Annotated in this window: 20 protein-coding genes; 14 read left to right on the forward strand and 6 right to left on the reverse strand. The window is 73.1% G+C overall.

What is annotated here, in order from left to right; all coding sequences use genetic code 11:
* The 6 genes from pepD to FHN55_RS18230 all read right to left on the reverse strand — a co-directional run bounded on the left by pepD (window position 1) and on the right by FHN55_RS18230 (window position 7,555).
* Complete coding sequence (gene pepD / locus FHN55_RS18205) at window positions 1-1,488, reverse strand: beta-Ala-His dipeptidase (RefSeq protein WP_139713771.1); 1,488 nt, start codon at window positions 1,486-1,488, stop codon at window positions 1-3.
* 67 nt (window positions 1,489-1,555) lie between these two features.
* Window positions 1,556-2,569 (reverse strand): ABC transporter permease, encoded by a 1,014-nt coding sequence (locus tag FHN55_RS18210; RefSeq protein WP_139713773.1) that lies wholly within the window; start codon window positions 2,567-2,569, stop codon window positions 1,556-1,558.
* A gap of 5 nt (window positions 2,570-2,574) precedes the next feature.
* A complete protein-coding gene (locus FHN55_RS18215; RefSeq protein WP_139713774.1) occupies window positions 2,575-4,173 on the reverse strand; it encodes a sugar ABC transporter ATP-binding protein in 1,599 nt (532 codons plus the stop codon).
* On the reverse strand, window positions 4,173-5,204 hold the full coding sequence (locus tag FHN55_RS18220; RefSeq protein WP_218974809.1) for an ABC transporter permease: 1,032 nt from the start codon (window positions 5,202-5,204) through the stop codon (window positions 4,173-4,175). The genes FHN55_RS18215 and FHN55_RS18220 overlap by 1 nt, the downstream gene beginning before the upstream one ends.
* 13 nt (window positions 5,205-5,217) lie before the next feature.
* Entirely contained in the window at window positions 5,218-6,357 is a 1,140-nt protein-coding gene (locus FHN55_RS18225) for a sugar ABC transporter substrate-binding protein (RefSeq protein WP_139713776.1), read from the reverse strand.
* A 238-nt stretch (window positions 6,358-6,595) separates the two neighbouring features.
* The gene (locus FHN55_RS18230; RefSeq protein WP_139713778.1) at window positions 6,596-7,555 is read right to left on the reverse strand and encodes a sugar-binding transcriptional regulator; all 960 of its coding nucleotides are present in this window, start codon (window positions 7,553-7,555) and stop codon (window positions 6,596-6,598) included.
* A gap of 180 nt (window positions 7,556-7,735) precedes the next feature.
* Between FHN55_RS18230 and FHN55_RS18235 the strand changes: the two genes are divergently transcribed.
* From FHN55_RS18235 to FHN55_RS18300, 14 genes are all read left to right on the forward strand, one after another.
* Window positions 7,736-8,749 (forward strand): substrate-binding domain-containing protein, encoded by a 1,014-nt coding sequence (locus FHN55_RS18235; protein ID WP_180357937.1) that lies wholly within the window; start codon window positions 7,736-7,738, stop codon window positions 8,747-8,749.
* A 31-nt stretch (window positions 8,750-8,780) separates the two neighbouring features.
* Window positions 8,781-10,403: a sugar ABC transporter ATP-binding protein gene (locus FHN55_RS18240; RefSeq protein WP_139713782.1), complete on the forward strand. Its 1,623-nt coding sequence runs from the start codon at window positions 8,781-8,783 to the stop codon at window positions 10,401-10,403.
* Window positions 10,400-11,419, forward strand: a complete 1,020-nt coding sequence (locus FHN55_RS18245; protein WP_139713784.1) for an ABC transporter permease — start codon at window positions 10,400-10,402, stop codon at window positions 11,417-11,419. The genes FHN55_RS18240 and FHN55_RS18245 overlap by 4 nt, the downstream gene beginning before the upstream one ends.
* Complete coding sequence (locus FHN55_RS18250; protein WP_139713786.1) at window positions 11,419-12,915, forward strand: iron-containing alcohol dehydrogenase; 1,497 nt, start codon at window positions 11,419-11,421, stop codon at window positions 12,913-12,915. The genes FHN55_RS18245 and FHN55_RS18250 overlap by 1 nt, the downstream gene beginning before the upstream one ends.
* Window positions 12,912-14,471: an FGGY-family carbohydrate kinase gene (locus tag FHN55_RS18255; RefSeq protein ID WP_139713788.1), complete on the forward strand. Its 1,560-nt coding sequence runs from the start codon at window positions 12,912-12,914 to the stop codon at window positions 14,469-14,471. The genes FHN55_RS18250 and FHN55_RS18255 overlap by 4 nt, the downstream gene beginning before the upstream one ends.
* Complete coding sequence (locus tag FHN55_RS18260; protein ID WP_139713790.1) at window positions 14,468-15,343, forward strand: HAD-IIA family hydrolase; 876 nt, start codon at window positions 14,468-14,470, stop codon at window positions 15,341-15,343. The genes FHN55_RS18255 and FHN55_RS18260 overlap by 4 nt, the downstream gene beginning before the upstream one ends.
* Window positions 15,333-16,325, forward strand: a complete 993-nt coding sequence (locus tag FHN55_RS18265) for a sugar-binding transcriptional regulator (protein ID WP_139713792.1) — start codon at window positions 15,333-15,335, stop codon at window positions 16,323-16,325. The genes FHN55_RS18260 and FHN55_RS18265 overlap by 11 nt, the downstream gene beginning before the upstream one ends.
* Window positions 16,326-16,434: 109 nt before the next feature.
* Window positions 16,435-17,484: a thiamine pyrophosphate-dependent dehydrogenase E1 component subunit alpha gene (locus FHN55_RS18270; protein WP_218974810.1), complete on the forward strand. Its 1,050-nt coding sequence runs from the start codon at window positions 16,435-16,437 to the stop codon at window positions 17,482-17,484.
* Window positions 17,485-17,486: 2 nt separating this feature from the next.
* Entirely contained in the window at window positions 17,487-18,515 is a 1,029-nt protein-coding gene (locus FHN55_RS18275) for an alpha-ketoacid dehydrogenase subunit beta (protein ID WP_139713794.1), read from the forward strand.
* 53 nt (window positions 18,516-18,568) lie between these two features.
* Window positions 18,569-18,811 (forward strand): lipoyl domain-containing protein, encoded by a 243-nt coding sequence (locus FHN55_RS18280; protein ID WP_139713796.1) that lies wholly within the window; start codon window positions 18,569-18,571, stop codon window positions 18,809-18,811.
* A complete protein-coding gene (glpD, locus tag FHN55_RS18285; RefSeq protein WP_139713798.1) occupies window positions 18,811-20,466 on the forward strand; it encodes a glycerol-3-phosphate dehydrogenase in 1,656 nt (551 codons plus the stop codon). The genes FHN55_RS18280 and glpD overlap by 1 nt, the downstream gene beginning before the upstream one ends.
* Window positions 20,467-20,507: 41 nt before the next feature.
* The gene (locus tag FHN55_RS18290) at window positions 20,508-22,085 is read left to right on the forward strand and encodes a glycerol kinase GlpK (protein ID WP_139713800.1); all 1,578 of its coding nucleotides are present in this window, start codon (window positions 20,508-20,510) and stop codon (window positions 22,083-22,085) included.
* A 9-nt stretch (window positions 22,086-22,094) separates the two neighbouring features.
* Window positions 22,095-22,964: a class II fructose-bisphosphate aldolase gene (locus FHN55_RS18295; RefSeq protein WP_139713802.1), complete on the forward strand. Its 870-nt coding sequence runs from the start codon at window positions 22,095-22,097 to the stop codon at window positions 22,962-22,964.
* Window positions 22,961-23,671, forward strand: coding sequence for a 2-oxo acid dehydrogenase subunit E2 (locus FHN55_RS18300; RefSeq protein ID WP_139713804.1), 711 nt, complete (start codon window positions 22,961-22,963; stop codon window positions 23,669-23,671). The genes FHN55_RS18295 and FHN55_RS18300 overlap by 4 nt, the downstream gene beginning before the upstream one ends.
* Window positions 23,672-23,700: the final 29 nt, after the last annotated feature.

Raw genomic sequence — 23,700 nt, forward strand, 5'->3', positions numbered from 1 at the left:
TCAGGCCTCCGCCTTCTTGTCAGCGGCGAGCCGGGTCACGACCTCGCGCACCAGCGGCCACACCTTGGCGACCGACGTGTGCTTCACGGCCTCGTTGGGGGAGTGCAGGTCGCGCAGCTCGGTGCCGATCGAGATGACGTCCAGCCCCGGCACGGCGCGGCTGAACATGCCCAGCTCGAGGCTGCACTGGCTGACGTGGACGTCGGGCTCGGAGCCGATGACGTCGGAGTAGGCCGCGCGGGCGGTGGCCAGCAGGGGGGAGTCGGGGCGGTAGGGGAACTCGGGCGCGTCCAGCCCGTACTCCTCCACGCCCACGCCACCGCCGGCGAGCGCCGCGAGGTTGCGGACCCGGTCCAGCACCTCGTGCTTGCGGGAGGTCAGCGCCGAGGTGATCGTCGACATGAGGCGTGCGCCGTCGTCCGTGGTGCGGATGGTGCCGAGGTTGTTGGAGGTCTCCACCACGCCGGGCACGTCGAGGTTCCAGCTGATGACGCCGTTGGGGACCAGCGTCGTCAGGCGCGCGAGGCGCTCGCCCGCCGTCTTCGAGAACGCCCGCTCCGGCACCCTGGAGGCGTCGGCCAGCTCGAGGCGCAGCTTCGGCTCGGCGGTGGCGTACTCGCGCTGGAAGGTGGCCTGCAGGTCGGCGACGGCGTCGCGGACGGCCTTCTCGTCCTCCGGGCGCAGCACGAGCACGGCTTCGGCGTCGGCGGGGATGGCGTTGTTCTGCGCACCGCCGTGCGGCGAGCTGACGCGCACGTCGGCGACGTCGGAGAGCGCCACCAGGGCCCGGGCCAGCAGCAGCACCGCGTTGGCGCGCTCGAGGTGGATGTCGAACTCGCAGTGGCCGCCCACCAGGCCGCGGACCAGCAGGCGCTGCGCGGTGGTGTGCGTGGCGGGGGCCGCCTCGAGCTCGCCGGGCACGTCCACGGTGAAGGTGATGTCGCCGGAGCAGCCCGCGAGGATCTCCGTGTCGGTGATCCAGTTGAAGTCGATCATCCGCGACCCGGTGAGCCGGGAGGTGTCGAACTTGCTGGAGCCGACCTTGCCCTTCTCCTCCATGGCGGTGAGGACCACCTCCAGCGGCGGGTGCGGCACGTCGGTGGAGTCGAGCAGGGCGAGGATGTAGGAGACGCCGATGCCGTTGTCCGCGCCGAGGGAGGTGCCGTCGGCGGTGATCTCGTCGCCGACCACCTTGATGGTGATGGGGTCGTTGAGGAAGTCGATGTCCACGCCTTCGGCCTTCTCGCAGACCATGTCGAGGTGGCCGTGCAGCACGAGCGGGACGGCGTCCTCGCCGCCGTGCTGGCCGGGCTTGCGGACGAAGACGTTGTGCACCTCGTCGGAGGAGGCCTCCAGCCCTCGCTGGCGGGCGAAGTCGACCACCCAGGCGGCCACGCGCTCCTCGTTGGTGGAGCCGCGGGGGATGGTGGTGAGGGTCTCGAAGAAGCGCAGGACCTCCTGCGGCTCCAGCTGGTCGAGCACGGTCATCGTGGCTCTCTTCCTTCCTGGTGTTCTCAGCGCTGAGCAGTGGGGCGGGGCTGGTCGGGCTGGCGGGTCACTTGACGACGGCGCCCTTGGCGCGGCTCGCCGTGAGGGCGACCGCCGCGATGACGACGGCGCCGTAGACGAGGCTGCGCGCCTGCGGCGTCACGCCGAGGGCGGTGGCGGCGATGGGCACCAGCGCCACGGTGAGCGCGCCGAAGACCACGCCGACGGGGTTGGTGCGCCCGCCGGTGATGGCGACCCCGCCGATGAGGGCCGCGGCGATGCCCGGCAGCAGCAGGTCGCTGCCGAGGCCGAAGGAGCTGGCGGCGCCGGCCTGGCTGATGATGCAGATGCCCGCCGCGCCGGCCATGAGGCCGGAGAAGGAGAACGCCGCGACCTTGAGCCAGCGGGTGCGCAGGCCGGAGAAGACGGCCGCCGTCTCGTTGAGGCCCACGGCGGTGAGGGCCTGGCCGAGCGACGTGCGGCGCAGGACGACCCAGAACAGCACCGCCACGACCACGGCGAACCAGAACGCCACCGGCAGGCCGGCGAACGCCTGGATGAAGAGCCACTGCACCACCTCGGCGTTGGCCGAGGCGTAGACGGTGGTGTTGTCCGAGACCACCAGCGAGGCCGCCTGCAGCACGCCGAGCGTGCCCAGGGTGAGGGCGAAAGACGGCACCTGCGTGAAGGCCACGAGCAGGCCGTTGACCGCGCCGATGAGCGCCATGATGACGAGCGTCAGCACGGGCGCCGCCACGGCGGTCGGGCCGAGCAGCTTGGCCAGCACCATCGCGCCGAGCACGGCGGAGGCCGCGTTGGACAGGTCGATCGAGCCGACGTGCAGCACCGCGGCCTGGCCGAGGGCCACCAGCAGGATCGCGGTGGCCTGCGTGGTGAGGTTGATCGGGCCGACGCCGGACAGGATGGCCGGCTGCAGGGCGGCCGTGACGCCGAAGAGGACGACGAAGACGGCGGCCGGGCCCACCGTCTGCCACAGGCCGGGCGGTAGGCCCCGCCGGACCTTCGGCGCGCGAGCCTCGGACGTCGGCGCCGAAGGCGCCGCGGGGGTCGTGGTCGACATCGTCGTCACACCATCTTCTCGAGCAGGTCCAGGGCGGTGGGGGTCTCGACAGCGGTGTCGAAGCGGGCGGTGACCTCGCCGTCACGCATGACGATGATCTCCTCTCCCAGCTCCAGCGCCTCCTCGAGGGTGTCGGGCAGCAGCACCACGGCGGCGCCCCGCGCGCACGCGGCGCGGATCTGGGCGTTGACCGTCTCGCTGGCGCCAGGGTCGAGCCCGCGCAGCGGGTGGTCGAGAACGAGCACCTTGAGGTCGGAGGAGCTGAGCCACTTGGCCAGCACGACCTTCTGCTGGTTGCCGCCGGAGAACCGCTCCAGCGCCAGCTCGGGCTGGCGGGGCCGCACGTCGAGGTCCTCGAACCAGGTCTCGGCGATCTTCTTCCGCGCCTTGGGCCTGAGCAGCGGCCCGGAGCGGGACGCGCCGGGGTGGGTGAGCACGAGGTTCTCGGCGGCCGTGAGCCCGCCGACCATGCCCTCGACGCGGCGCTCGGAGGGGATGTAGGCCACACCGGCGCGCACCGCGGACGCGACGCTCCAGGAGCCGACGTCCTTCCCGGCCACGCGCAGCGTGCCGGTGCTGAAGGGCTCGGCGCCGAACACGGCCCGGACGACCTCCTCGCGGCCCGACCCGTTGGTGCCGACGATGGCGGTGATGCTGCCGGCGGGCACGGAGAAGGAGACGTCGCGGAAGGCGTGGCCGCGGGTGAGGCCCTCGACCTGCAGCACCGCGGTGGCCCGGTCCTGGGGGGTGCGGCGCTCGCTGGGGGTGGCGCGGGAGTCGCGGCCCACCATGAGGCGGAACAGCTCGTCCTCGGTGACCTCGGAGGTCTTCCGGTCACCGACCACCTCGCCGTGGCGCATGACGACGACGCGGTCGCAGATGCGCATGACCTCGTCGAGGCGGTGGGAGACGAAGACGACCGACCCGATCTCGCGCAGCGAGCGGATCTCCCGCTCGAGCACGGCGGTCTCGTCGCGCTCGAGCAGGGAGGTGGGCTCGTCGAGGATGAGCACCGGGGAGGCGTGGGCGCCGGTGTCGACCTGCAGCGCGCGGGCGATCTCCACCATCTGCCGGTCGACGAACGACAGGTCGCCGACGGTGGTGCGCGGGTCGATGTCGACCCCGATGCGGGCGAGCACCTCCTTGGCCACGCGGTTGAGGTGGCCCCAGCGGTAGACGCCGAAGCGGGTGGCGGCCTTGGCGCGCGAGCCCGACGTCATGGCGATGTTCTCGGCCACCGACAGGTTGGTGAGCAGCGACTGCTCCTGGTGGACGATGCCCACGCCGGCGCGGGCGGCGTCCTCCGGGGAGCGCAGGCGCACCTGCTTCCCGTTGACCGCCAGGGTGCCGCTGTCGGGCTCGTGGACGCCGGAGAGCACCTTGAGCAGGGTCGACTTGCCGGCGCCGTTCTCGCCGATGAGGCCGAGCACCTCGCCGCGGCCGAGGGTCAGGCTCACGCCCTTGAGCGCGTGGACCGGGCCGAAGCTCTTGGTGACGCCGGTCAGGGACAGGGCCGGCGCGGCCGTGACGGACAGGCCGTCCGAGGCCGGCGAGGACGACGGGGGAGTGGGGGCGGACACGCGGACGACCTCCGGGGCGCTCATCACTTCACCACCCGCAGGCGGCTCCGGTGCGGCCACGCGGCGGCGACGATCGCCCCGATGAGCACGGCGCCGGACACGGCGGACTGGATGTTGGGGCTGACCCCCGAGAGGATCAGGCCGTTGTTGAGGACGGTCAGCAGCAGCACGCCGAGCGCGGTGCGGGCGATGCCGCCGCGACCGCCGCCCAGCGAGGTGCCGCCGATGACGACGGCGGCGATGGTGAGGAAGAGCGTTCCCGCGCCGAGGGTCACCGAGCCCGCCCCCAGCTGCAGCGAGGCGAGCACGCCCGCGAGGGCGCTGCACCCGCCGGCCACCATGAAGACCGCCACCTTGGTGCGGGCGGCGCGCACGCCGTTGTCGCGGGCGATGCGCTCGTCGGCGCCGAGGGCGTAGGCCGAGCGGCCGAGCCGGGTGTAGCGGCCCACGAGCAGGCCCAGCACGAGCACCATCGCGGCCAGCCAGAACGAGTGGGGCAGGCCCAGGAGCAGGCGGCTGGCCCAGTTCGCGGTGGCGGGGTCGGTGAAGTTCGGGATGCCCTCGGTGCCGTACAGCAGCGTGGCCACCCCCAGCCCGATGTACCAGACGCCGAGCGAGGCGATGAAGGTCGGCACCCGCAGGCGCGTGTGGATGAGCGCGGTGAGCAGGCCGATCGCCAGGCCGACGGCGAGCGCCGCGACCAGCGCGAGGGCCCCGTGGGACTCCCCGCCGCGGCTGTTGGCGCTCAGCAGCACGAACGTCATGCCGGCCGCCCCCATGACGCCCTCGACCGACAGGTCGATGCTGCCCATGAGGATGACGAGGGTGGCGCCCACGCCCACGATGAGCGGCAGGGCCGCCTGGTCGAGGATGGTGCGGGCGTTGGTGGCGGTGGCGAACGTGCCGGGGTTCAGCAGCGTGAACACCACGAGCAGCACGAGCAGGGCGATGACCTCGCCGGAGCTGCGCAGGCGGCCGTGACCCCGCCGCGCGCGGTCCGCGCGCGGCAGGGGCTGGCGACCGGGGCTCTTCGGAGCCGTGAGGACGTCGGTCACAGTCGTCAGCAGGTCACTCAGAGGGCATCTTCACGGGGCCGGCGCCGACGACCGGCACGGGCTCGGCGTTGAACGGACCTGACTCGATGAGGCCCTTGACCCAGCCGTCGACGTCGGCGTCGTACTTGGTGTAGTCGGCGAGGTTCTCCGGTGTCACGCAGCCGATCTTGAAGATGCCCTGGCGCTGCTCGGGGGTCATGGACTTGACGTCGAGCTCGCCCGTGGCGGCCTCGTAGGCGGTGAGCAGGCCGATCGCGGAGGCCATGTAGCCGCGGTGGAAGGTCTCGGCGGTGATGGTGCTGCCGGGCTTCTGCATCAGCTCGATGGTGGGCGGGTACAGGCCCTCGCCGGCGAACTTCACGTTGGCCGTGGTGCCGGCGTTGTCGAAGGCCTGGATGGCGCCGAGCATCATCGCGTCGTCAGCGGTCCACACGCCGTTGATCTGGTCGCCGTACTTGGCGATCATGCCCTGGGCCTCCTTGAAGCCCACCTGCTGGTCCCAGTTGGCCGGGCGCTCCTCGAGGATCTTGATGTCAGGGTAGTCCTTGAGGGCCTCCTTGAGGCCCGCCACGCGCTGCTGGCTGATGGTGGAGTCGAGCACGCCGGGGAAGACGACGATGTTGCCCTTCCCGCCCATCGACTCGGCGAGGTTCTTGCCGGTGCACTCCCCGGCGTCCACGCCGGAGTGCAGCTGGAAGGCCACGAAGTTGTCGCCGACCTGCTCGGGGGTGAAGTCGTCGGGCTTGTTCCACCAGATGACGCCGTAGCCGCCGGCCTGCTTGACCGAGTTGATGATCGGCACGGCGTCGGCGCTGGCGACCGTGTTGGAGACGAGGGCGACCTTCTTGCCCTCGGCGAGGATGGCCTGGATCTGGGAGATCTCCTGCTGCGAGGAGCCGCCGGAGTCGACCACCTTGAGCGGCACGCCGAGCTGCTTGGACAGCGACTTCGCGCCCTCGATCATCGAGGCCATGTAGGGGTTGGTCGTGTTGATGACCGACAGGACGAGCACGAGGTCGTCCTTGGCCACCGTCTGCTGGCCGCTGCCGCCGCTGGCGGCCTGCGTGGTGGTGCCGCACGCGGTGGCGGTGAGCAGGGCCAGGGAGGAGACCCCGGCAGCGAGGGCGAGGCGCCAGCGAGAGGTCGTGCGCATGGTGGGTCAGCTCCTCATCGAGCGGTCGTCGAGCGGTGGGTGGCGGGCTTCAGCGTCGAAGTGCGCGTCGGTGTCGCTCCTGGCCTCGACTGCGAGGCATATTCATTCAGGGTACGAATCGACTTGCGGAGGAGTCTCAGGTGGCAGCGACGTGCCTGTCAAGAGCTTCTTCGGGGTGGGGGTGCTCCGGCGCGCCGGCGTCTCAGGCTGAGACGTCGGACGGCCGGCGGGAGGGGTGCTACCGCTGGGGGACCGAGGCGGCGAGGAGCTGCGCGGTCTCCGTGTCGGTGACGAGCACGTTGATCCAGCCGCCGACGAGGGCGGCCCGGATGGCCGGCGCCTTGCTGCAACCTCCGGCCACGCCGAGGCGGCGGGGCGTGCGCCGCAGCTGCTCGGCCGTCACGCCGATGACGAGGTCGTCCAGGGGTGTGTCCAGCAGGTCGCCGCGCTCGTCGATGAAGTGCAGGCACACCTGGCCGACGGCGCCCAGCTCCCTGGCCTGCGCGAACTGCTCGGCGGTGAAGAAGTTGTCGCCGCCCAGCGGGGGTGCCACGTCGGCGGGGCCGGTGCCCACCAGCACGACGTCCAGGTCGTCCATGGCGGCCAGGGTCTGCCGGGCGTGCCCGTCTTGGGCCAGCAGCACCTCGCGCAGGCGCGGGTCGGAGACGACGCCGGGTGCGCGCAGGTACAGCGGCTCCGCGCCGAGCAGCTGCGCCAGCCGCTCGGTGCTCTGCGCGGCGGCGTGCTGCAGGGCGGGGGCGCCGAGGTCTCCCAGCACCTCCACGACGACCTCGGCGGTGGAGGTCTGGGGGACCATCGCCTCCACGCAGTGCCGCAGCGTGCGGCTCCAGGAGGTGTACCCGAGGGTCCTGGTGCGCAGCGGGCTGCCGGCCAGGATCGCGGCGGTCGCGTGGCCGAGGTCGCGCACCAGCTCGTCCTCGTCGTCGGCGACGACGTCGACCACGTGCGCCTCGGCCAGGCCGTAGCCCTCCTCGAGGGCGTCCTCGAGCTCGGAGTGCAGCCCCGGGGGCACGACCACCACGGTGCGGACGACGCCCGACTCCTCCGCCTGGCTCAGCAGGCGGGACACGCGGGACTGGGACAGGTGCAGGCGGGCGGCGATCTCCGCCTGGCGCAGGCCGCGCACGTGGTAGAGCCGCGCGACCTTGGTGACGAGGCGCAGCTGGCTGGGGTCCACGGCGGCAACCCTAGGGGCCCGTCTCCCGGCGGCGGGGTTGACAGCGTCCTGAGGGCACTCCCATGCTTGTTGCGAATCGTCATCCGCTTAGTGAATATTCATTCACCGTTCCGACGGAGGAGCGCGGAGGGGCGACGGTGCCGCAGCGGAGCGGCACCCCGACGACGAAGGAGACGTCCCGTGGCGCGACCCGGTGCACGCAAGCGCAAGGCCCTCGTGGTGCTCGCCCCCCTGGCGGCCCTCGCCGTCGCCACCCTGAGCGCCTGCGGCGGCGCCTCGACCGGGGCGGAGGGCGGTGGCAGCGGCAACAAGACGATCGGCGTCTCCGTCGCCGACCAGAAGTCCCTCTTCTACGTGGCGGCCGTCCAGGGCATGCAGGCCGAGGCCGAGGCCAAGGGCTACGAGCTCAAGGTCACCAGCGCCAACAACAACTCCACCCAGCAGGTCAGCCAGGTCAACGACCTGCTCACCCAGAACGTCGGCGCGCTGATCTTCATCTCGCAGGACTCCACCGCCGCCAGCGCCGGCGTGCGCGCCGCCAACCAGGCCGACGTCCCGCTCATCGCCGTGGACCAGAAGCCCGAGTCGGGCGACGGCGAGCTCGCCACCTACATCGCCACCGACTCGGTCAAGGCCGCCAAGCAGCTGTGCGAGTGGATGTTCCAGCAGATGGGCGGCTCCGGAGACATCGCCATCCTCCACGGCGTGCTCGGCTCCACCGCCGAGATCCAGCGCACCCAGGGCTGCCAGGAGGCGCTCAAGGAGAACCCGAACATCAAGGTGGTGGCCGAGCAGACCGCCAACTGGGACGAGACGCAGGCCTTCCAGGCCACGCAGAACATCCTCACCGCCAACCCGGACCTCAAGGCGGTCTTCGGCGAGTCCGACGCGATGGGCCTGGGCGCCGCCAAGGCCGCCCGGCAGGCCGGCCGCACCGACCTCATCTCAGTGGGCATCGACGGCTTCCCGACGATGTTCGACGGCATCTCCCAGGGCCTGACCCAGGCGACCATGGCGCAGCAGCCCTACAAGATGGGCCAGATCGCCGTCGACAACGCCATCGCCTACATCGAGGGCCAGGGCGACTCGGTGCCGAAGGAGCAGTACCAGGACACCGTCCTCATCACCAAGGACAACGTGGCCTCCGAGGACGTCACGACGTTCTACGGCCCCGACGCGAAGACGCAGCAGTGACATGGCGGCCCCGACGACGACGAGGACGTCCATGACCGCCTCCAGCGCTGCCTCGGACCGGCTCGAGGTCGTCGGGGCCGGCACCTCGTCCAGCAGCTCGGCAGGACTGGTGTGCACCGGCCTGGTCAAGGAGTACGCCGGAGTCCGCGTGCTCAAGGGCGTCGACATCACCGTCGCCCCGGCCTCCGTGCTCGGCTTCATCGGCGAGAACGGCGCCGGCAAGTCGACCACCAGCTCCATCATCACCGGCGTCGTGAAGCCCGACGGCGGGTCGATGACCCTCGACGGCGCGCCGTACGCCCCCTCGGGCCCCGCGGCCGCGCTCGACGCCGGGGTGGCCCTCATCCACCAGGAGATCCGGCTGCTGCCGGAGCTGTCGGTGGCCGAGAACATCTTCCTCGGCCGGCTCCCGATGGCCGGCGGGCGGCTGGCCCGCAGCCGGATGGAGTCGCAGGCCCGGGAAGCGCTCCGCACGCTCGGGGTGGACCTCGACCCGCGCCGCCAGGTCCGCGGACTGCCGATCGCCGTGCAGCAGGAGATCGAGATCGCCAAGGCGATCTCGCGCCGCCCCAGGTACGTCATCTTCGACGAGCCGTCGGCGTCCCTCGGCGAGAGCGAGACCGAGCGGGTGCTGGAGCAGATCGGCGTCCTGCGCGACGCCGGCGCCGGTGTCGTCTACATCTCCCACCGCCTGGAGGAGGTGCGCCGCACCGCCGACCAGGTCCTCTGCCTGCGCGACGGGCAGCGTGTGGCCTTCTGGGACACCGGTGACGTGCCCCAGCGCGAGCTGGTCAACGCCATGGTCGGCCGGGAGTTCACCTACCAGCACTCCGCGCCCGCCCCCGCCACCGACCGCGAGGTGCTGCGCGTGCGCGGCCTGGGCCGCCGCGGCGCGTTCGAGGGCATCGACCTCGAGGTGCGCGCCGGGGAGGTCCTCGGCGTGGCCGGTCTCGTCGGTGCCGGACGCACCGAGGTGGTCCGCGCCGTCTGCGGCGTCGACAGGCCGGACGCCGGCACCGTCGTCGTCGACGGGAAGGAGCTCAAGCGCGGCGACGCCCGCGCCGCCATCCGCGCCGGCGTGGTCATGGTCCCCGAGGACCGCAAGGGCCAGGGGCTCAACCTCGACCGGACCGCCGCGGAGAACATCACCCTGCCCTGGGAGGCGTCGCTGGCCAGGGGCGGCCTCGTCTCCCGGAAGGTCGTCAAGGACACCGCCGACAAGCTCAGCAGGGACCTCGACATCCGCGGCCGGCTCCACCTGCCGGTGGCCTCCATGTCGGGCGGCAACCAGCAGAAGGTGCTGCTCGGCAAGTGGCTCGTGAAGACCCCCCGGGTCTTCATCATCGACGAGCCGACGCGCGGCGTGGACGTCGGCGCGAAGATGGCGATCTACGAGATCATCCGCGGCCTGGCCGCCCAGGGCGTCGCCGTCGTCGTCGTCTCCTCCGAGCTGGAGGAGGTCCTGGGCCTGGCCCACCGCGTCATGGTCATGGGCGGGGGCCACAACCGCGGGGTGCTGACCCGCGAGCAGGCCACCCCGCAGGCCGTCATGGAGCTCGCCGTGCTCGGCACGGCCTCCGAGGGGTCCACCGGGACCCTCACCACCTCCACCAGCGAGAAGACGACCCCCTCACCGGAAGGTCAGGACCGATGAGCGCTCCGACCGCAGCGCGCCCCACCCCGCACGCCCCCGCACCCGCCCAGCCCTCGGCGAAGGACCGCGCCCTCGCGGCGTTCCGGTCGCTGCCCGGCCCGCTCGTGGGCCTCGTGGTGATCGTCATCGCGATGTCGTTCCTGTCGCCGTACTTCCTCACCTCGCGCAACCTGCTGAACATCGTCAGTGCGGTCTCCGCGATCGGGATCATGGCGGTCGGTGCCGCCCTGGTGATCATCATCGGCGGCATCGACCTCTCAGTCGGGTCCGTCCTGGCGATCACGGCGATGTTCAGCGCCTGGCTCTTCAAGGACCACGGCATCCCCTTCGCCGCCGCCCTGCTCGCAGCTCTCCTGCTGGGTGCGTTCATCGGCCTGGTCAACGGCGTCCTCGCCACCAAGGGCAGGGTCCAGCCGTTCGTGGCGACGCTCGCGACGATGTCGGCGGCGGCTGGTCTGGCGCTCTGGATCACCGACGGCAACCCGATCACGGCGTTCCCCGGCTGGTTCCTGACGCTCACCGAGAACGTACCGGGCACGCAGATCCCCGTGCAGGGCCTGATCATGGTGGCCGTCTACCTCGGGGCGGCGTTCTGGCTGCGCTACCGGCCCGACGGGCGCGCCCTGTACGCCATCGGCGGCAACGAGGAGGTCGCGCGGCTGTCGGGCCTGCGCGTCACCTCGCTGAAGATCCGCGTGTACGTCATCGCCGGCGTCCTCGCCGCCGTCGCGGGCATGCTCACCACCTCGCGGCTCGACTCGGCAGCCCCCAGCGCGGGCTCGACCGACCTGCTCAACGTCATCGCCGTGGTGGTCATCGGTGGCGCCAGCCTGGCCGGCGGCTCGGGCACGATGCTCGGGACCTTCATCGGCCTGCTCATCATCGGCACGCTGAACAACGGCATGTCGCTGCTCAACGTCTCGCCCAACCTGCAGCCCGTCGTCATCGGCGTGGTCATCATCGCGGCCGTCATGAGCGACCGCGGTGGGCGGGCCCGGCTGCGGGGCGGTCACTGATGATCACGTCCGCCTCCTCCCTGCTGGACCTGGCCGACCCCACCGACGTCGACGCCCTGCGCGAGGCCCTGGCCGACCAGGACCCGCGCCGGCAGCTGACGCCCCTGGGCCTGCGCCGCCTCGTGGTGGCCTCTGACGCGTCCACCCGCGTGGTCCCCGAGCTGTCCGACCTGCTCGCCGCCCGCGGCGTGCAGCTGGCCGGCGCCCGCGTGGTGCTGCTCGTGGACGACGTCGCGATCCAGCGCGCCGGCCGCGACCTCAAGGACGACGTCGAGGCCGCGCTCCGGGCAGCTGTCGGCGCCACCGGCGCGGTGACGCGGTACGTGGTGCGCGACGAGCACGGCGATCACGCCGTCGGCCCGCTGCACGCCGACGAGACGGCGCTGTCCGCCGCCGCACGGGCCGTCACCGGCGCCGACGCCGTCGTCTCGGTGGGCGGCGGCACCATCACCGACATCGGCAAGGTCGCCACCTCCCGCACCGGGAACGCCCCGCTCGTGGTGGTGCAGACCGCCGCCTCGGTGGACGGGTTCACCGACGACGTCTCCGTGGTGCTCGCCTCCGGCGTCAAGAAGACGATCCCCTCGCGCTGGCCCGACGTCGTGCTCGGCGACCTCGAGACGGTCGCCGGCGCCCCGCCGCAGATGGCGGCGGCCGGCTACGGCGAGCTGCTGTCGATGTTCACCGCCCCCGCCGACTGGTACCTGGCGGCGCTGACCGGGCTCGACGAGACCTTCCACCGCGCCCCCGTCGACCTGCTGGCCGTGGTGGGCCGGGGCCTGGCCGAGTGGTCGCCCGGCGTGGTCCGCGGCGAGCCGGAGGCCTTCGAGGCCCTGACCCGCGCCCTCGACGTGCGCGGCATCGCCACCGGGGTCTCCGGCGGCACCGCGGTGCTCTCCGGCGTGGAGCACCTCGTCTCCCACGTCCTCGACATGCACCACGCCGCGTTGGCGCAGCCGATCGGGCTGCACGGCGCGCAGGTGGGCGTGGCCTCAGTGGTCGCGGCCGCCGCGTGGGAGCTGCTCTTCGAGCGGCTCGCCGAGGTGGGTGGCGCTCGGGCCGCTGCGCGGCTGCACGTCGACCCGGAGGCTGCGCTGCAGCGCTGCCGGGACGCCTTCGGGCACCTCGACGACGACGGCGCGCTGGCCGCCGAGTGCGGCCGCCGCTACGAGCTCAAGCAGGCCGAGCTGGCCACCCGCCGCCAGCGCCTGGTGGCCGTGCTCGAGCGCTGGGACGAGCACGCGGAGGTGCTGCGCTCGCTGGTCCGCCCGTCGGCGGAGCTGCGCGAGGGCCTGCGGGCCGCCGGCGTCGCCGCCACCTTCGCCGACCTCGTGCCGTCCGTGGACGCCGGCCTGGCCCGCTGGGCCGTGGCGAGCTGCCACCTCATGCGCGAGCGGCTCGTGGTCGTCGACCTCCTCGACGCGCTCGGCTGGTGGACGCCGGCCGAGGTCGAGCGGTGCCTGTCCGCGCTCGAGCCGCAGGAGGCCGCGCTGTGAACCGCGACCTCGTCATCGGCGTCGACTGCTCCACCACCGCCACCAAGGCCGTGGTGTGGGACGCCACCGGCCGCTCCCGCTCGGTGGGCCGCGCGGCGTTCGCCACCTCCACCCCGCACCCGGGGTGGGGCGAGCAGAACCCCGAGGACTGGTGGAGCACCTTCTGCGAGGCGGTGCGCCGCGCGGTGCAGGCCGTGGACGGCCGCCGCGTGGGCGCCATCGCCATCACCCACCAGCGCGAGAGCTTCGCCTGCACCACCTCCGACGGGCGCCCGCTGCGCCCGGCGATGCTGTGGCTGGACACCCGCGCCACCGCCGAGGTGGCCGAGTTCGGCACGCGCGACGTCCACGAGCGCACCGGCAAGCCGCCGAACCCCACGCCCGCCTGGTACAAGCTGCTCTGGCTGGCGAAGCACGAGCAGTCGACGCTGCGGCGCACCGAGAAGGTCGTCGACGTCGGCGCCTACCTCACCCACCGGCTCACCGGCACCTGGGTGACCTCGTGGGCCAGCGCCGACCCGCTCGGCGTGGTGGACCTGCGGACCTTCGACTACGACGACGACCTGCTGGCCGCCGCCCAGCTCACGCGGGACCACCTGCCCGCGCTGGCGGCGCCGGGGTCGGTGGTGGGGGAGGTCACCGACGCGGTGGCCGACGCCCTCGGCCTGCCGCACGGCCTGCCCGTGGTGGCCGGTGCCGGCGACGGTCAGGCCGCGGGCCTCGGGCTGGGCGTCACCGAGCCCGGTTCCAGCTACCTCAACCTCGGCTCCGGCATCATCTCAGGGTTCGCGAGCGACACCTACCGCTGGGCCGACGCGTTCCGCACCATGGCGGGCGGGGTGCCCGGCACGTACGCGCTGGAGACGTTCATCGGGGGCGGCACCCACAACATCAGCTGGTTCGTGGAGCGGTTCGCCGGCGTGGACACCCGCGCCCTCGGCCTGGACCTCACGGCCGAGCAGGTGCTCGAGACGGCGGCGGCGCAGCTGCCCCCGGGCTCCGAGGGGCTGCTGACGCTGCCGTACTGGACCGGGGCGCTCACCCCCTACTGGGACCACCACGCCCGCGGCACGATCGTCGGGCTGACGGGCCGGCACGGGAAGAGCCACGTGTACCGCTCGCTGCTGGAGGGCCTGGCCCTGGAGCAGCGGCTGCTCACCGACGGCGCCGAGGCGGCGCTGGGGGAGCCGGTGCAGAAGGTGGTGGTGACCGGCGGAGGCGCCCGCAGCGCGGTGTGGTGCCAGATCGTGGCCGACGTGCTGCGCCGGCCGCTGCACGTGGCGCGCGAACCCGAGAGCACCTGCCTGGGTGCGGGGGTGCTGGCGGCCGCGGCCCTCGGGCTGCACGGGTCCATCGGGGAGGCGTCCGCGCAGATGAGCGGCACCGGCCGGGTGTACCACCCCGGTGAGGAGCACGCCGCCGTGTACGACCGCCTCTTCGGCGTCTACGAGCGGCTCTACCCGCAGCTGCGCGACGTGTTCTGCGACCTGCAGACCGCGCTGGAGCCGCCCGCCACCAGCGAGGACCCCCTCGAGCTGGTCGGAGCGGGGCGATGACCACGACGACGACGGTCGCCCCGGCGGACCTGGAGGCGCTGCTGCGCCGCCCGGACGACGCGTACGACGGGTGCGTGTTCGACCTCGACGGCACCCTCTACCTCGGCGACGCGCTGCTGCCCGGCTCCGCGGAGCTGGTGGCGGCGCTGCGCGAGCGGGGCTCGAAGACGGTGTTCCTGTCCAACAACCCCACCCGCGACCCGGTGATGTACGCCGAGAAGCTCACCCGCCTGGGCATCCCCACGTCCGTGGAGGAGGTGCTCAACCCGCTCGTCACCACCGCCGCGTGGCTGGCGGCGAACGCCCCGGGCGCCGGGGTGTTCGTCATCGGCGAGGAGCCGCTGCGCCGCCACCTCGCCGCCACGGGCGTGCGCCTGGTGGAGCGCGCGGAGGAGACCGACGTCGTCGTCGCCAGCTACGACCGCGGCTTCGACTACGCGAAGCTGCAGACGGCCTTCGACGCGCTGTGGTTCCACCGCCGCGCGCGGCTCATCACCACCAACCCCGACCGGTTCTGCCCGATGCCCGGTGGGCGCGGCGAGCCGGACGCGGCGGCGGTGGTGGCGGCCATCGAGGCGTGCACCGGCGCCCGCTGCGAGGCCAACCTCGGCAAGCCGGCCGCCTCCATGCTCGAGGCGGTGCGCGACCTGCTGGGGCTGCCGCTGGAGCGCTGCATCATGGTGGGGGACCGGCTGTCCACCGACATCGCCATGGCGCAGGCCGCGGGCATGGACTCCGCGCTCGTGCTCACGGGGGAGAACACCCTGGCCGACGTCGCGGCACTGCCCGTCGAGCAGCGCCCCACCTGGGTGCTGCGCGGCGCGTTCGAGCTGCTGCCCGACCTCGTCGCAGGAGCGAGCGGTGGCCGTTGAGGCGGCTCACCGGGCCCTCCCGCGCCAGGTGCCGCCCGCGGCGGACGCGGCGCAGCTGCGGCTGGTCACGCTCGTCGCGCGGCTCTACCACGTGCGGGGGGTGCGCCAGCGCGACATCGCCGCCCGCCTGGGGCTCTCGCAGCCGCGCGTCTCACGGCTGCTGAGCGCCGCCGAGGAGCTGGGCGTCGTGCGCACCGTGGTGGTGGCCCCGCCGGGGCTGCGCCCGGAGCTGGAGGACGCCGTGGAGGCGCGGTACGCCGTCTCCGAGGTGCACGTCGTCGAGACCAGCGACCCCGACGACGTGGCGCTCGAGCTCGGGACGGCCGCGGCGGCGCACTTCAGCGACGCCTGGCCGGCCGGCGCGGTGGTCGGCTTCACCTCGTGGAGCACCACCCTGCAGGCCATGGCCGACGCCCTGGCGCCGCAGCGGCGCAGCGGGGTGGGCCAGGTGGTGGAGATGCTCGGCGACATCGGCTCGCCGCTGCTGCAGCACGAGGCCGCCCGCAGCACCCTCCGCCTGGCGCAGGCGCTCGGTGCCGAGGCCGTGTTCCTGCGCACGCCGGGGGTGGCGGGCAGCCGCGAGCTGCGCGACGCCGCGGCGGGCAACCCGCACGTCGCCACCGCGCTGGGGCTGCTCGGCGCGGTGGACGTCGCGTTCGTGGGCGTCGGGCCGGCGCAGTTCCACGGGCCCATGCAGGCCGGGGACAACTCCTTCAGCGCCGAGCAGCTCGGGGCCGCCCGAGCCGCGGGGGCGGTGGCGCAGCTCGTGCAGCGCTTCGTCGACGACCAGGGGCGTCCCGTGGACACGCCCCTGGACGACCTCGTGGTGGGTGTCGACCTGGACCAGCTGCGTCGCGCCGGCCGGCGCGTCGTCGTGGCCGGGGGGCGCAGCAAGCACGCGGCGGTCCGCGCCTGCCTGGCCGGCGGGTGGGTGGACGTGCTGGTCACCGACGTGGTGACGGCGGAGCAGCTCCTCACCTGAGCACCGGGCGACCCGGGGCGGTCCGGCCCTTGTGGGACGGCGCGGCCCCCTCTAGAATCATCATGCAGTGGGTGAATGAACATTCACCCCGACCCCAGGAGGAACCCCAGTGGACCTGGCAGCGATGGACCGAGCGACGGCGCTCGAGGCGCAGCGGCGGATGCTGCGCATCCGCCGCTTCGACGAGCGCGCGTCCAAGATGGTGAAGCGCGGGCAGATCCCCGGCACGGTGCACACGAGCATCGGCCAGGAGGCCCAGGTGGTCGGCGCCACGATGGCGCTCGGCGACGACGACTACATGACCGGCAACCACCGCAGCCACGGCCACCCGATCGGCAAGGGCAGCCCGCTCGGCCCGCTCATGGCCGAGCTGGTGGGCAAGGGCACCGGCGTGTGCGGCGGCAAGGGGGGCTCCCTGCACCTGGCCGACTTCAACGTCGGCAGCCTGGGGGAGTCCGGCATCGTCGGGTCCTCCATCCCGATCGCCACCGGCGCCGCGCTGTCGAGCAAGGTGCTCGGCAACGGCCGCGTCTCGCTGGCCTTCTTCGGCGACGGCGCCGCCAACCAGGGGTGCCTCTACGAGGCGATGAACATCGCCGGTGTGTGGGACCTGCCGGTGGTCTTCCTCTGCGAGAACAACCAGTACGCCCTGTCCACCCCGGCGCACACCGTCACCTCCGGCGTCATCGCCGAGCGCGCCGCCGGCTTCGGCATCCCCGGCGTCCGCGTGGAGGAGGGCCAGGACTTCCTCGCCGTCTTCGAGGCCGTGAGCGCCGCGGTGGAGCGCGCCCGCCGCGGCGAGGGGCCCTCGCTGGTCGAGGTGGTCACCTACCGCTTCAACGAGCACTCCGAGGGCCTGCGCCTGGGCGTGGACTACCGAGACGCCGCGGAGAAGGCCAGCTGGCTCGAGAAGGACCCGATCGTCCTGTTCCGCAAGCGCCTCGTGGTCGACGGCGTGGCCACCGACGACGAGCTGGACGCCCTCGAGCGCGAGGTCGACACCGAGGTCGAGGACGCCTTCGAGTTCTCCCAGACCAGCCCGTTCCCGGACGCCTCGGTCGCCTTCGCCGACCTCTACACCGAGCCCTTCGGGCCCACCCACCTGTCCCGCGACGGCGTCCAGTCCGCCGAGCAGGCCCACGCCGAGATCGGAGTCTGACCATGGCGAAGACCACCATGAGCTTCCTGGGCGCCATCGGCGCCGCCCAGAAGGAGGCGATGGACGCCGACGAGCGCGTCGTCATCATCGGCGAGGACGTCGAGGCGAACGTCTACGGCACCACCGGCGCCGGCAAGTCGCGCAAGGACAAGGGCGACTTCCTGCAGATGTACGGCCGCAACCGCATCCGCAACACCCCGATCTCCGAGGAGGTCATCGTGGGTGCCGCCGCGGGCGCCGCGATGACGGGCCTGCGGCCGATCGTCGACCTGTCCTACTCGAGCTTCCTGTACATGGCCATGGACCAGTTCGTGAACCAGGTGGCCAAGAACCGCTACATGTTCGGCGGCCAGGCCTCCATGCCGGTGGTGTTCCGCTCGGCGATGTTCTACGGGCTCAACACCGGCGCCCACCACAGCGACCGGCCGTACCCGATGTTCATGAACGTGCCCGGCCTGAAGATCGTCGTCCCGGCCTCCCCGTCGGACGCCAAGGGCCTGCTGCGCACCGCCATCGACTCCGACGACCCGGTGCTGACCTTCGAGGCCTGCCAGCTGTGGGGCCTCAAGGAGGAGGTCGAGGAGGACGAGTACCGCATCCCCTTCGGCGTGGCCCGCACGGTGCGCGAGGGGACCGACGTCACCGTCGTCGCCATCGCCACCGCCGTCCCGGAGGCCGTGAAGGCCGCGGACGCCCTCGCGGAGGAGGGCATCTCCGTGGAGGTCATCGACCCCCGCACGCTCGTGCCGCTCGACTCCCGCGCGGTGCTGGAGTCGGTGGCGAAGACCGGGCGCCTCGTGGTGGCCGACCCGGCGCACAAGACCTGCGGCGCCGCCGCGGAGATCTCCGCGATCGTCGCCGAGGAGGCCTTCGACGCCCTGCAGGCGCCGATCGCCCGCGTGGTCACCCCCGACACGCAGATCCCCTTCAGCCCCGCGCTGGAGAAGCAGCTCTACCCGGCGCGCGACTCCATCGCCGCTGCGGTGCGCCGCGTCGCGGGGGCCCGCCCCCGCGAGCTCGCCCTCAGCTGACTCGGGCTGAGGCAGACCGACCACCCGTTCTTCGAAGAGGAAGAGAGAGTCACATGGCACGCGTCGAGGTCCTCCTGCCCCAGTGGGGCATGGGCATGAGCGAGGGCACCATCACCACCTGGCTGAAGGCCGTGGGGGACGACGTCACCGAGGACGAGGCGCTGGCGGAGGTGGAGGCGGAGAAGGTCGAGGAGACCCTCGAGGCACCCGCCACCGGCAAGCTCGTCGAGCTCCTCGTGCCCGAGGGTGACACCGTGGAGGTCCGCACCCCCGTCGCCGTGATCGAGACCGCCTGATGAGCGCGCCCGCCGTGTCCACCGCACCGACCTCCGCGGCCGTGCCCGAGAGCGACCCGCTCGCGCTGCCGTTCGACCTCGTGGTCATCGGAGCCGGGGTCAACGGGGTCGGCATCGCCCGCGACGCCGCCCTGCGCGGCCTGCGCGTGGTGCTGCTGGAGCAGGACGACATCTGCTCCGGCGTGTCCGCCTGGTCCGGCCGGCTGGTGCACGGCGGGCTGCGCTACCTCGAGCACTACGACTTCGCGCTGGTGCGCGAGAGCCTGCGCGAGCGGGAGACCCTGTTCCGCCTCGCGCCCCACCTGGTGAAGCCGGTCCGGCTGATCATGCCGTTCTACCGGCACAACCGGCGGCCCGGCTGGCTGATCCGGGTGGGCATGGCCCTGTACGACGTGCTCAGCTTCGACAAGAAGTCCCAGAGCCACGAGGTCCTCGGCCTGGAGAAGCTCCTGCGCCGCTTCACCGGCATCGGCCGCGACGGGCTCTCCGGCGCCGCGGTGTTCACCGACGGACAGGTGGAGTACGCCGAGCGGCTCTGCGTGGAGCTCGCCGTGGCCGCCGCGGGCGACGGCGCGGTCATCCGCACCGGAGCCCGCGTGGACGGCGTGCTCACCGAGCACGGCCGGGTGCGCGGCGTCACCTTCCGCGACACCGCCACCGGTGAGCAGCGCCAGGTGCTCGCACCCGTCGTCCTCAACGTGGCGGGCCCCTGGATCGACAGGGTGTTCGCGCAGCAGGCCGGCGTCTGGGAGGCGCAGCCGCGCCTCAACGGCGGCACCAAGGGCAGCCACCTCGTGGTGGACCCGTTCCCGGGCGCTCCCACCGACGTCGTCTACTACGAGTCCCGCAAGGACGGCCGCCTCGTGCTGGTCATCCCGTGGATGGGCCGGTACCTGCTGGGCACCACCGACATCCGCTACGACGAGGACCCGGGCACCGCCCGCTGCGACGCCGACGAGATGCAGTACATCCTGGACGAGGTCAACTCCCTCGTGCCCGAGGCGGGCCTCACCGTGGACGACGTGCTCTACACCTACTCCGGCGTGCGGCCGCTGCCGTACGCGCCGGGGGTGTCGGAGTCGAAGGTGCCGCGCAGCCACGTCCTGCACGACCACGGCGACGGCCTGCAGGGCCTCATCACGGTGGTGGGCGGCAAGCTCACCACCTACCGCCAGCTCGCCGAGGACGCCGTCGACGACGTGCTGCGCCGCCTCGGCCGGCCGTCCGTGCCCTGCGTGACGCGCAAGCTGCCGTTCCCGGGGGCCACCACCGACGAGGGCTCGGTGCGCTCCGCGCTGCGCGGCGCCGGGCTGGGCCCGCGGAGCGTGGACCGGCTGTTCGCGGTCTACGGGCGCCGCGCGCTCGACATCGTGGCGAGCGCGGGCGGCGACGCCGAGCTGCTCTCCGTCGTCGACGAGCCCAGCGGCGCCGTCGGCGCCGAGCTGCTCTTCGCGGTGACCCACGAGTTCGCCCGGGGGCTGGCCGACGTCATGGCCCGGCGCACCCTCCTCGCGTTCGAGCCCGACCACGCCCTGCCGTCCCTGGACCGCATCGCGGCCCTGCTCGGGGACCGGCTCGGCTGGGACGAGCAGCGCCGCAAGGAGGAGGTCGAGGACTACCGCACCTGGCTCGACCACCTCGCCATCCCCGCCTGACCAGCCGCCCAGCGGCCCCCCTGAACGACGAAGGAGTCGTCATGGCCAGCCCCTCCAGCAGCGGGCCCTACGTCATGGCCCTCGACGAGGGCTCCACCAGCGCCCGCGCGGTGCTGGTGGACCCCGCCGGGCGCATCGCCGCCGAGGCCCGCAGCCCCGTGGTGCCCAAGCGCCCGCGGCGCGGCTGGGTCGAGCTCGACCCGGCCGCGCTGTGGGCGGCGCAGCGCTCGGCCATCGGCCGCGCCATGGCGCAGGTGGGGGCGCACCCCTCCGACGTCGCCGCCGTCGGCATCACCACCCACCGCGAGAGCGTCTTCATGTGGGACCGCGCCACCGGCACCCCGGTGCACCACGGGATCATGTGGATGAGCCACCAGACCGACGACGTCGTCGCCCGGTGGCGCGCCGAGGGGCTCGACGAGGAGTCGCGGGCCCGCACCGGCGTTCCGGTCGACTCCTTCTTCTCCGCCCCCAAGATCGCGTGGCTGCTGGAGGAGGTGCCGGGCGTGCGGGAGCGCGCCGAGGCCGGCGAGCTGGCGGTCGGCACGGTCGACACCTGGCTGCTGTGGAACCTCACCGGCGGCCGCTCCCACCTCACCGACCACGGCGAGGCCAGCCGCACGGGCCTGTTCAACCTCCACGACCTGGGGTGGGACCAGCACCTGCTGGACGCCTACGGCATCCCGCGCTCGCTGCTGCCGCAGGCGGTCGCCTCCGACGCGGGGTTCGGGGAGGTGGAGCCGGGCGTGCTCGGCGGCCTGGTCGGCGACCCCTCGCGGGGCGCCGCACGCGCGGGCATCCCGGTGACCGCGGTCCTCGCCGACCAGCAGGCCGGGATGTTCGGCCAGGCGTGCTTCGCTCCCGGCAGTGCCAAGAACACCTACGGCACCGCCAGCGTCCTCACCGTCAACAGCGGCGGGGACGTGCTCGCGGTGGAGGGCATGACCTCCTCGGCCGCCTGGACCGTCGGCGGGCAGACCACCTACGAGTCCGAGGGCGTCGTCTTCCACAGCGGGCAGACCCTGCAGTGGCTGCGCGACGACCTCAAGGTGCTGCGCGAGGGCGACGACATCGAGGTGGTCGCCCGCTCCGCCGGGGACGACCACGGCCTGCACCTCGTCCCGGGCTTCACCGGGCTGTGCGCACCCCACTGGGAGCACGGGGCCACCGCGCACCTCGTGGGCATGACCCTGGAGACCCGCCCCGAGCACCTCGTGCGCGCGGGGGTGGAGTCGATGGCCTACCAGACCCGGGACGTGCTGGTGGGCTACGCCCGCGCTGGCATCGAGCTGACCGAGCTGCGGGTGGACGGCGGCGCCGCCGGAAACGACCTGCTCTGCCAGTTCCAGGCCGACATCGCCGGCATCCCCGTGGTGCGCCCCGACGAGCTGGAGCGCACCGCCCTCGGCGTCGCCTACCTCGCCGGCGCCGGCGTCGGCTGGTGGAAGACCCCCGACGACGTCGAGTCGAGCTGGGTCGTCGAGCGCACCTTCGAGCCCCAGATGAGCGACGAGCGCCGCGAGGAGCTCTGCGCCGGCTGGGACGACGCCGTGGCCGGCGTCGTCGACGCCGCCGCCCGCCGCGCCGCCCGCAAGACCCCCACCCCTTCTGCACCCTGAGGAGCACCGATGCACCAGGCAGACCCCCGCAAGCTCGTGCAGGACGCGCAGGCCGGCGGCTACGCCGTCGGCGCGTTCAACATGCACTCCGACGAGACCGCCCAGGCCCTCGTGCGCGCCGCCGAGATCGCCCAGGCGCCCGTGTTCCTCCAGGTCGGCCGGGCGATCGTCCCGCACATGGGCCTCAAGGCCGCCTACGAGCTGACCCGCCGCGCCGCCGAGGAGTCCGACGCCGAGGTGGTCATCCACCTCGACCACGGCCCGTGGGAGGAGGTCTTCGAGGCCATCAAGCTGGGCTTCACCTCGATCATGTACGACGGCGCGCACCTCCCGCTGGACGAGAACATCCGCACCACCCGGCAGGTCGTGCAGGTGGCCCACTCCTTCGGCATCCCCGTCGAGGCCGAGCTCGGCACCATCCCCGACGCCGGCGAGGAGGTCGACTGGTCGGCGTACTACACCAAGGTCGACGAGGCGCAGCGCTTCGTGGAGGAGACCGGCGTCGACTGGCTGGCCGTGTCCGCCGGCATCGTCCACGGCGTGGTGCCCGACCTCCCGCCGCAGCCGCTCGACCTGCAGCGCGTGGAGGAGATCCGCGAGGCCACCGGCCTGCCGCTCGTGCTGCACGGCATGTCCGGCGTCGCCCCCGACGACGTCCAGGGCGCCATCAAGGCCGGCGTGCACAAGTTCAACGCCGACACCGACCTGCGCCACGCCTTCCGCGCCGGCGTCGAGGCCGTCTGGTCCCAGGGCGACCGCCAGCTCGAGGACGCCCTCGCGGAGGGGCGCGCGCGGATGATCGACGCCACGGTGGCGAAGATGCGCGAGTACGGCGTCGCCGGCCGCGCCACCGGCTCGGTCGCGGGGAGCGCCCGGTGAGCGCCGCCACGAGCGAGGCCACCGAGGCCCCCGCGGGCCAGCCCGGTCAGCAGACGACCAAGCTCAAGGGCATCCGCCGCACGGCCGCCAAGCGCATGGTCGCCGCGTGGGAGGCCCCCGTCTTCCACCTCGGCGTGAGCGCCGACATGACCGCCGCCCTCGACGGCTCGCGCCGCCCGAAGGGCACCACCGTCACCGACGTGCTCCTCGCCGCGTGCGCCGGTGCGCTGGTGGCCCACCCGGACATGAACGCCCACTTCGGCGTGGTCGACGGCGCGGAGTCGGTCACCACCTTCGACGCCGTGAACCTCGGCCTCGCCGTCGCCACCGACGCCGGGCTCGTCGTCCCCGTCATCCACGGCGCGCAGGACCTCGACCTCGAGGGCGTCGCCGCGGGCCGCAAGGCCGTCGTCGGCAAGGCCCGTGAGGGCAAGCTCGGGATGGCCGACGTCACCGGCGGCACCTTCACCGTCTCCAACCTCGGCATGCTCGGCATCGACAGGTTCGACGCCATCCTCAACGTGCCGCAGGTCGCGATCCTCGCCGTGGGCACCACCAGCCACCGACAGGTCTGGAACGACGGCGACCCGCAGTGGCGCCCCCTGGCCGACCTCACCCTCACCTGCGACCACCGCGCCATCGACGGCGCCACCGGCGCGCAGTTCCTCTCCGACCTCAAGCGGAGGCTGGAGGCCGGCGGCGCATGAGGTCCGCGTCATGACGCTGGCACCTGAGG

The sequence above is a fragment of the Streptomyces sp. NP160 genome, from assembly GCF_006335115.1.
Taxonomy (GTDB): domain Bacteria; phylum Actinomycetota; class Actinomycetes; order Actinomycetales; family Quadrisphaeraceae; genus Quadrisphaera.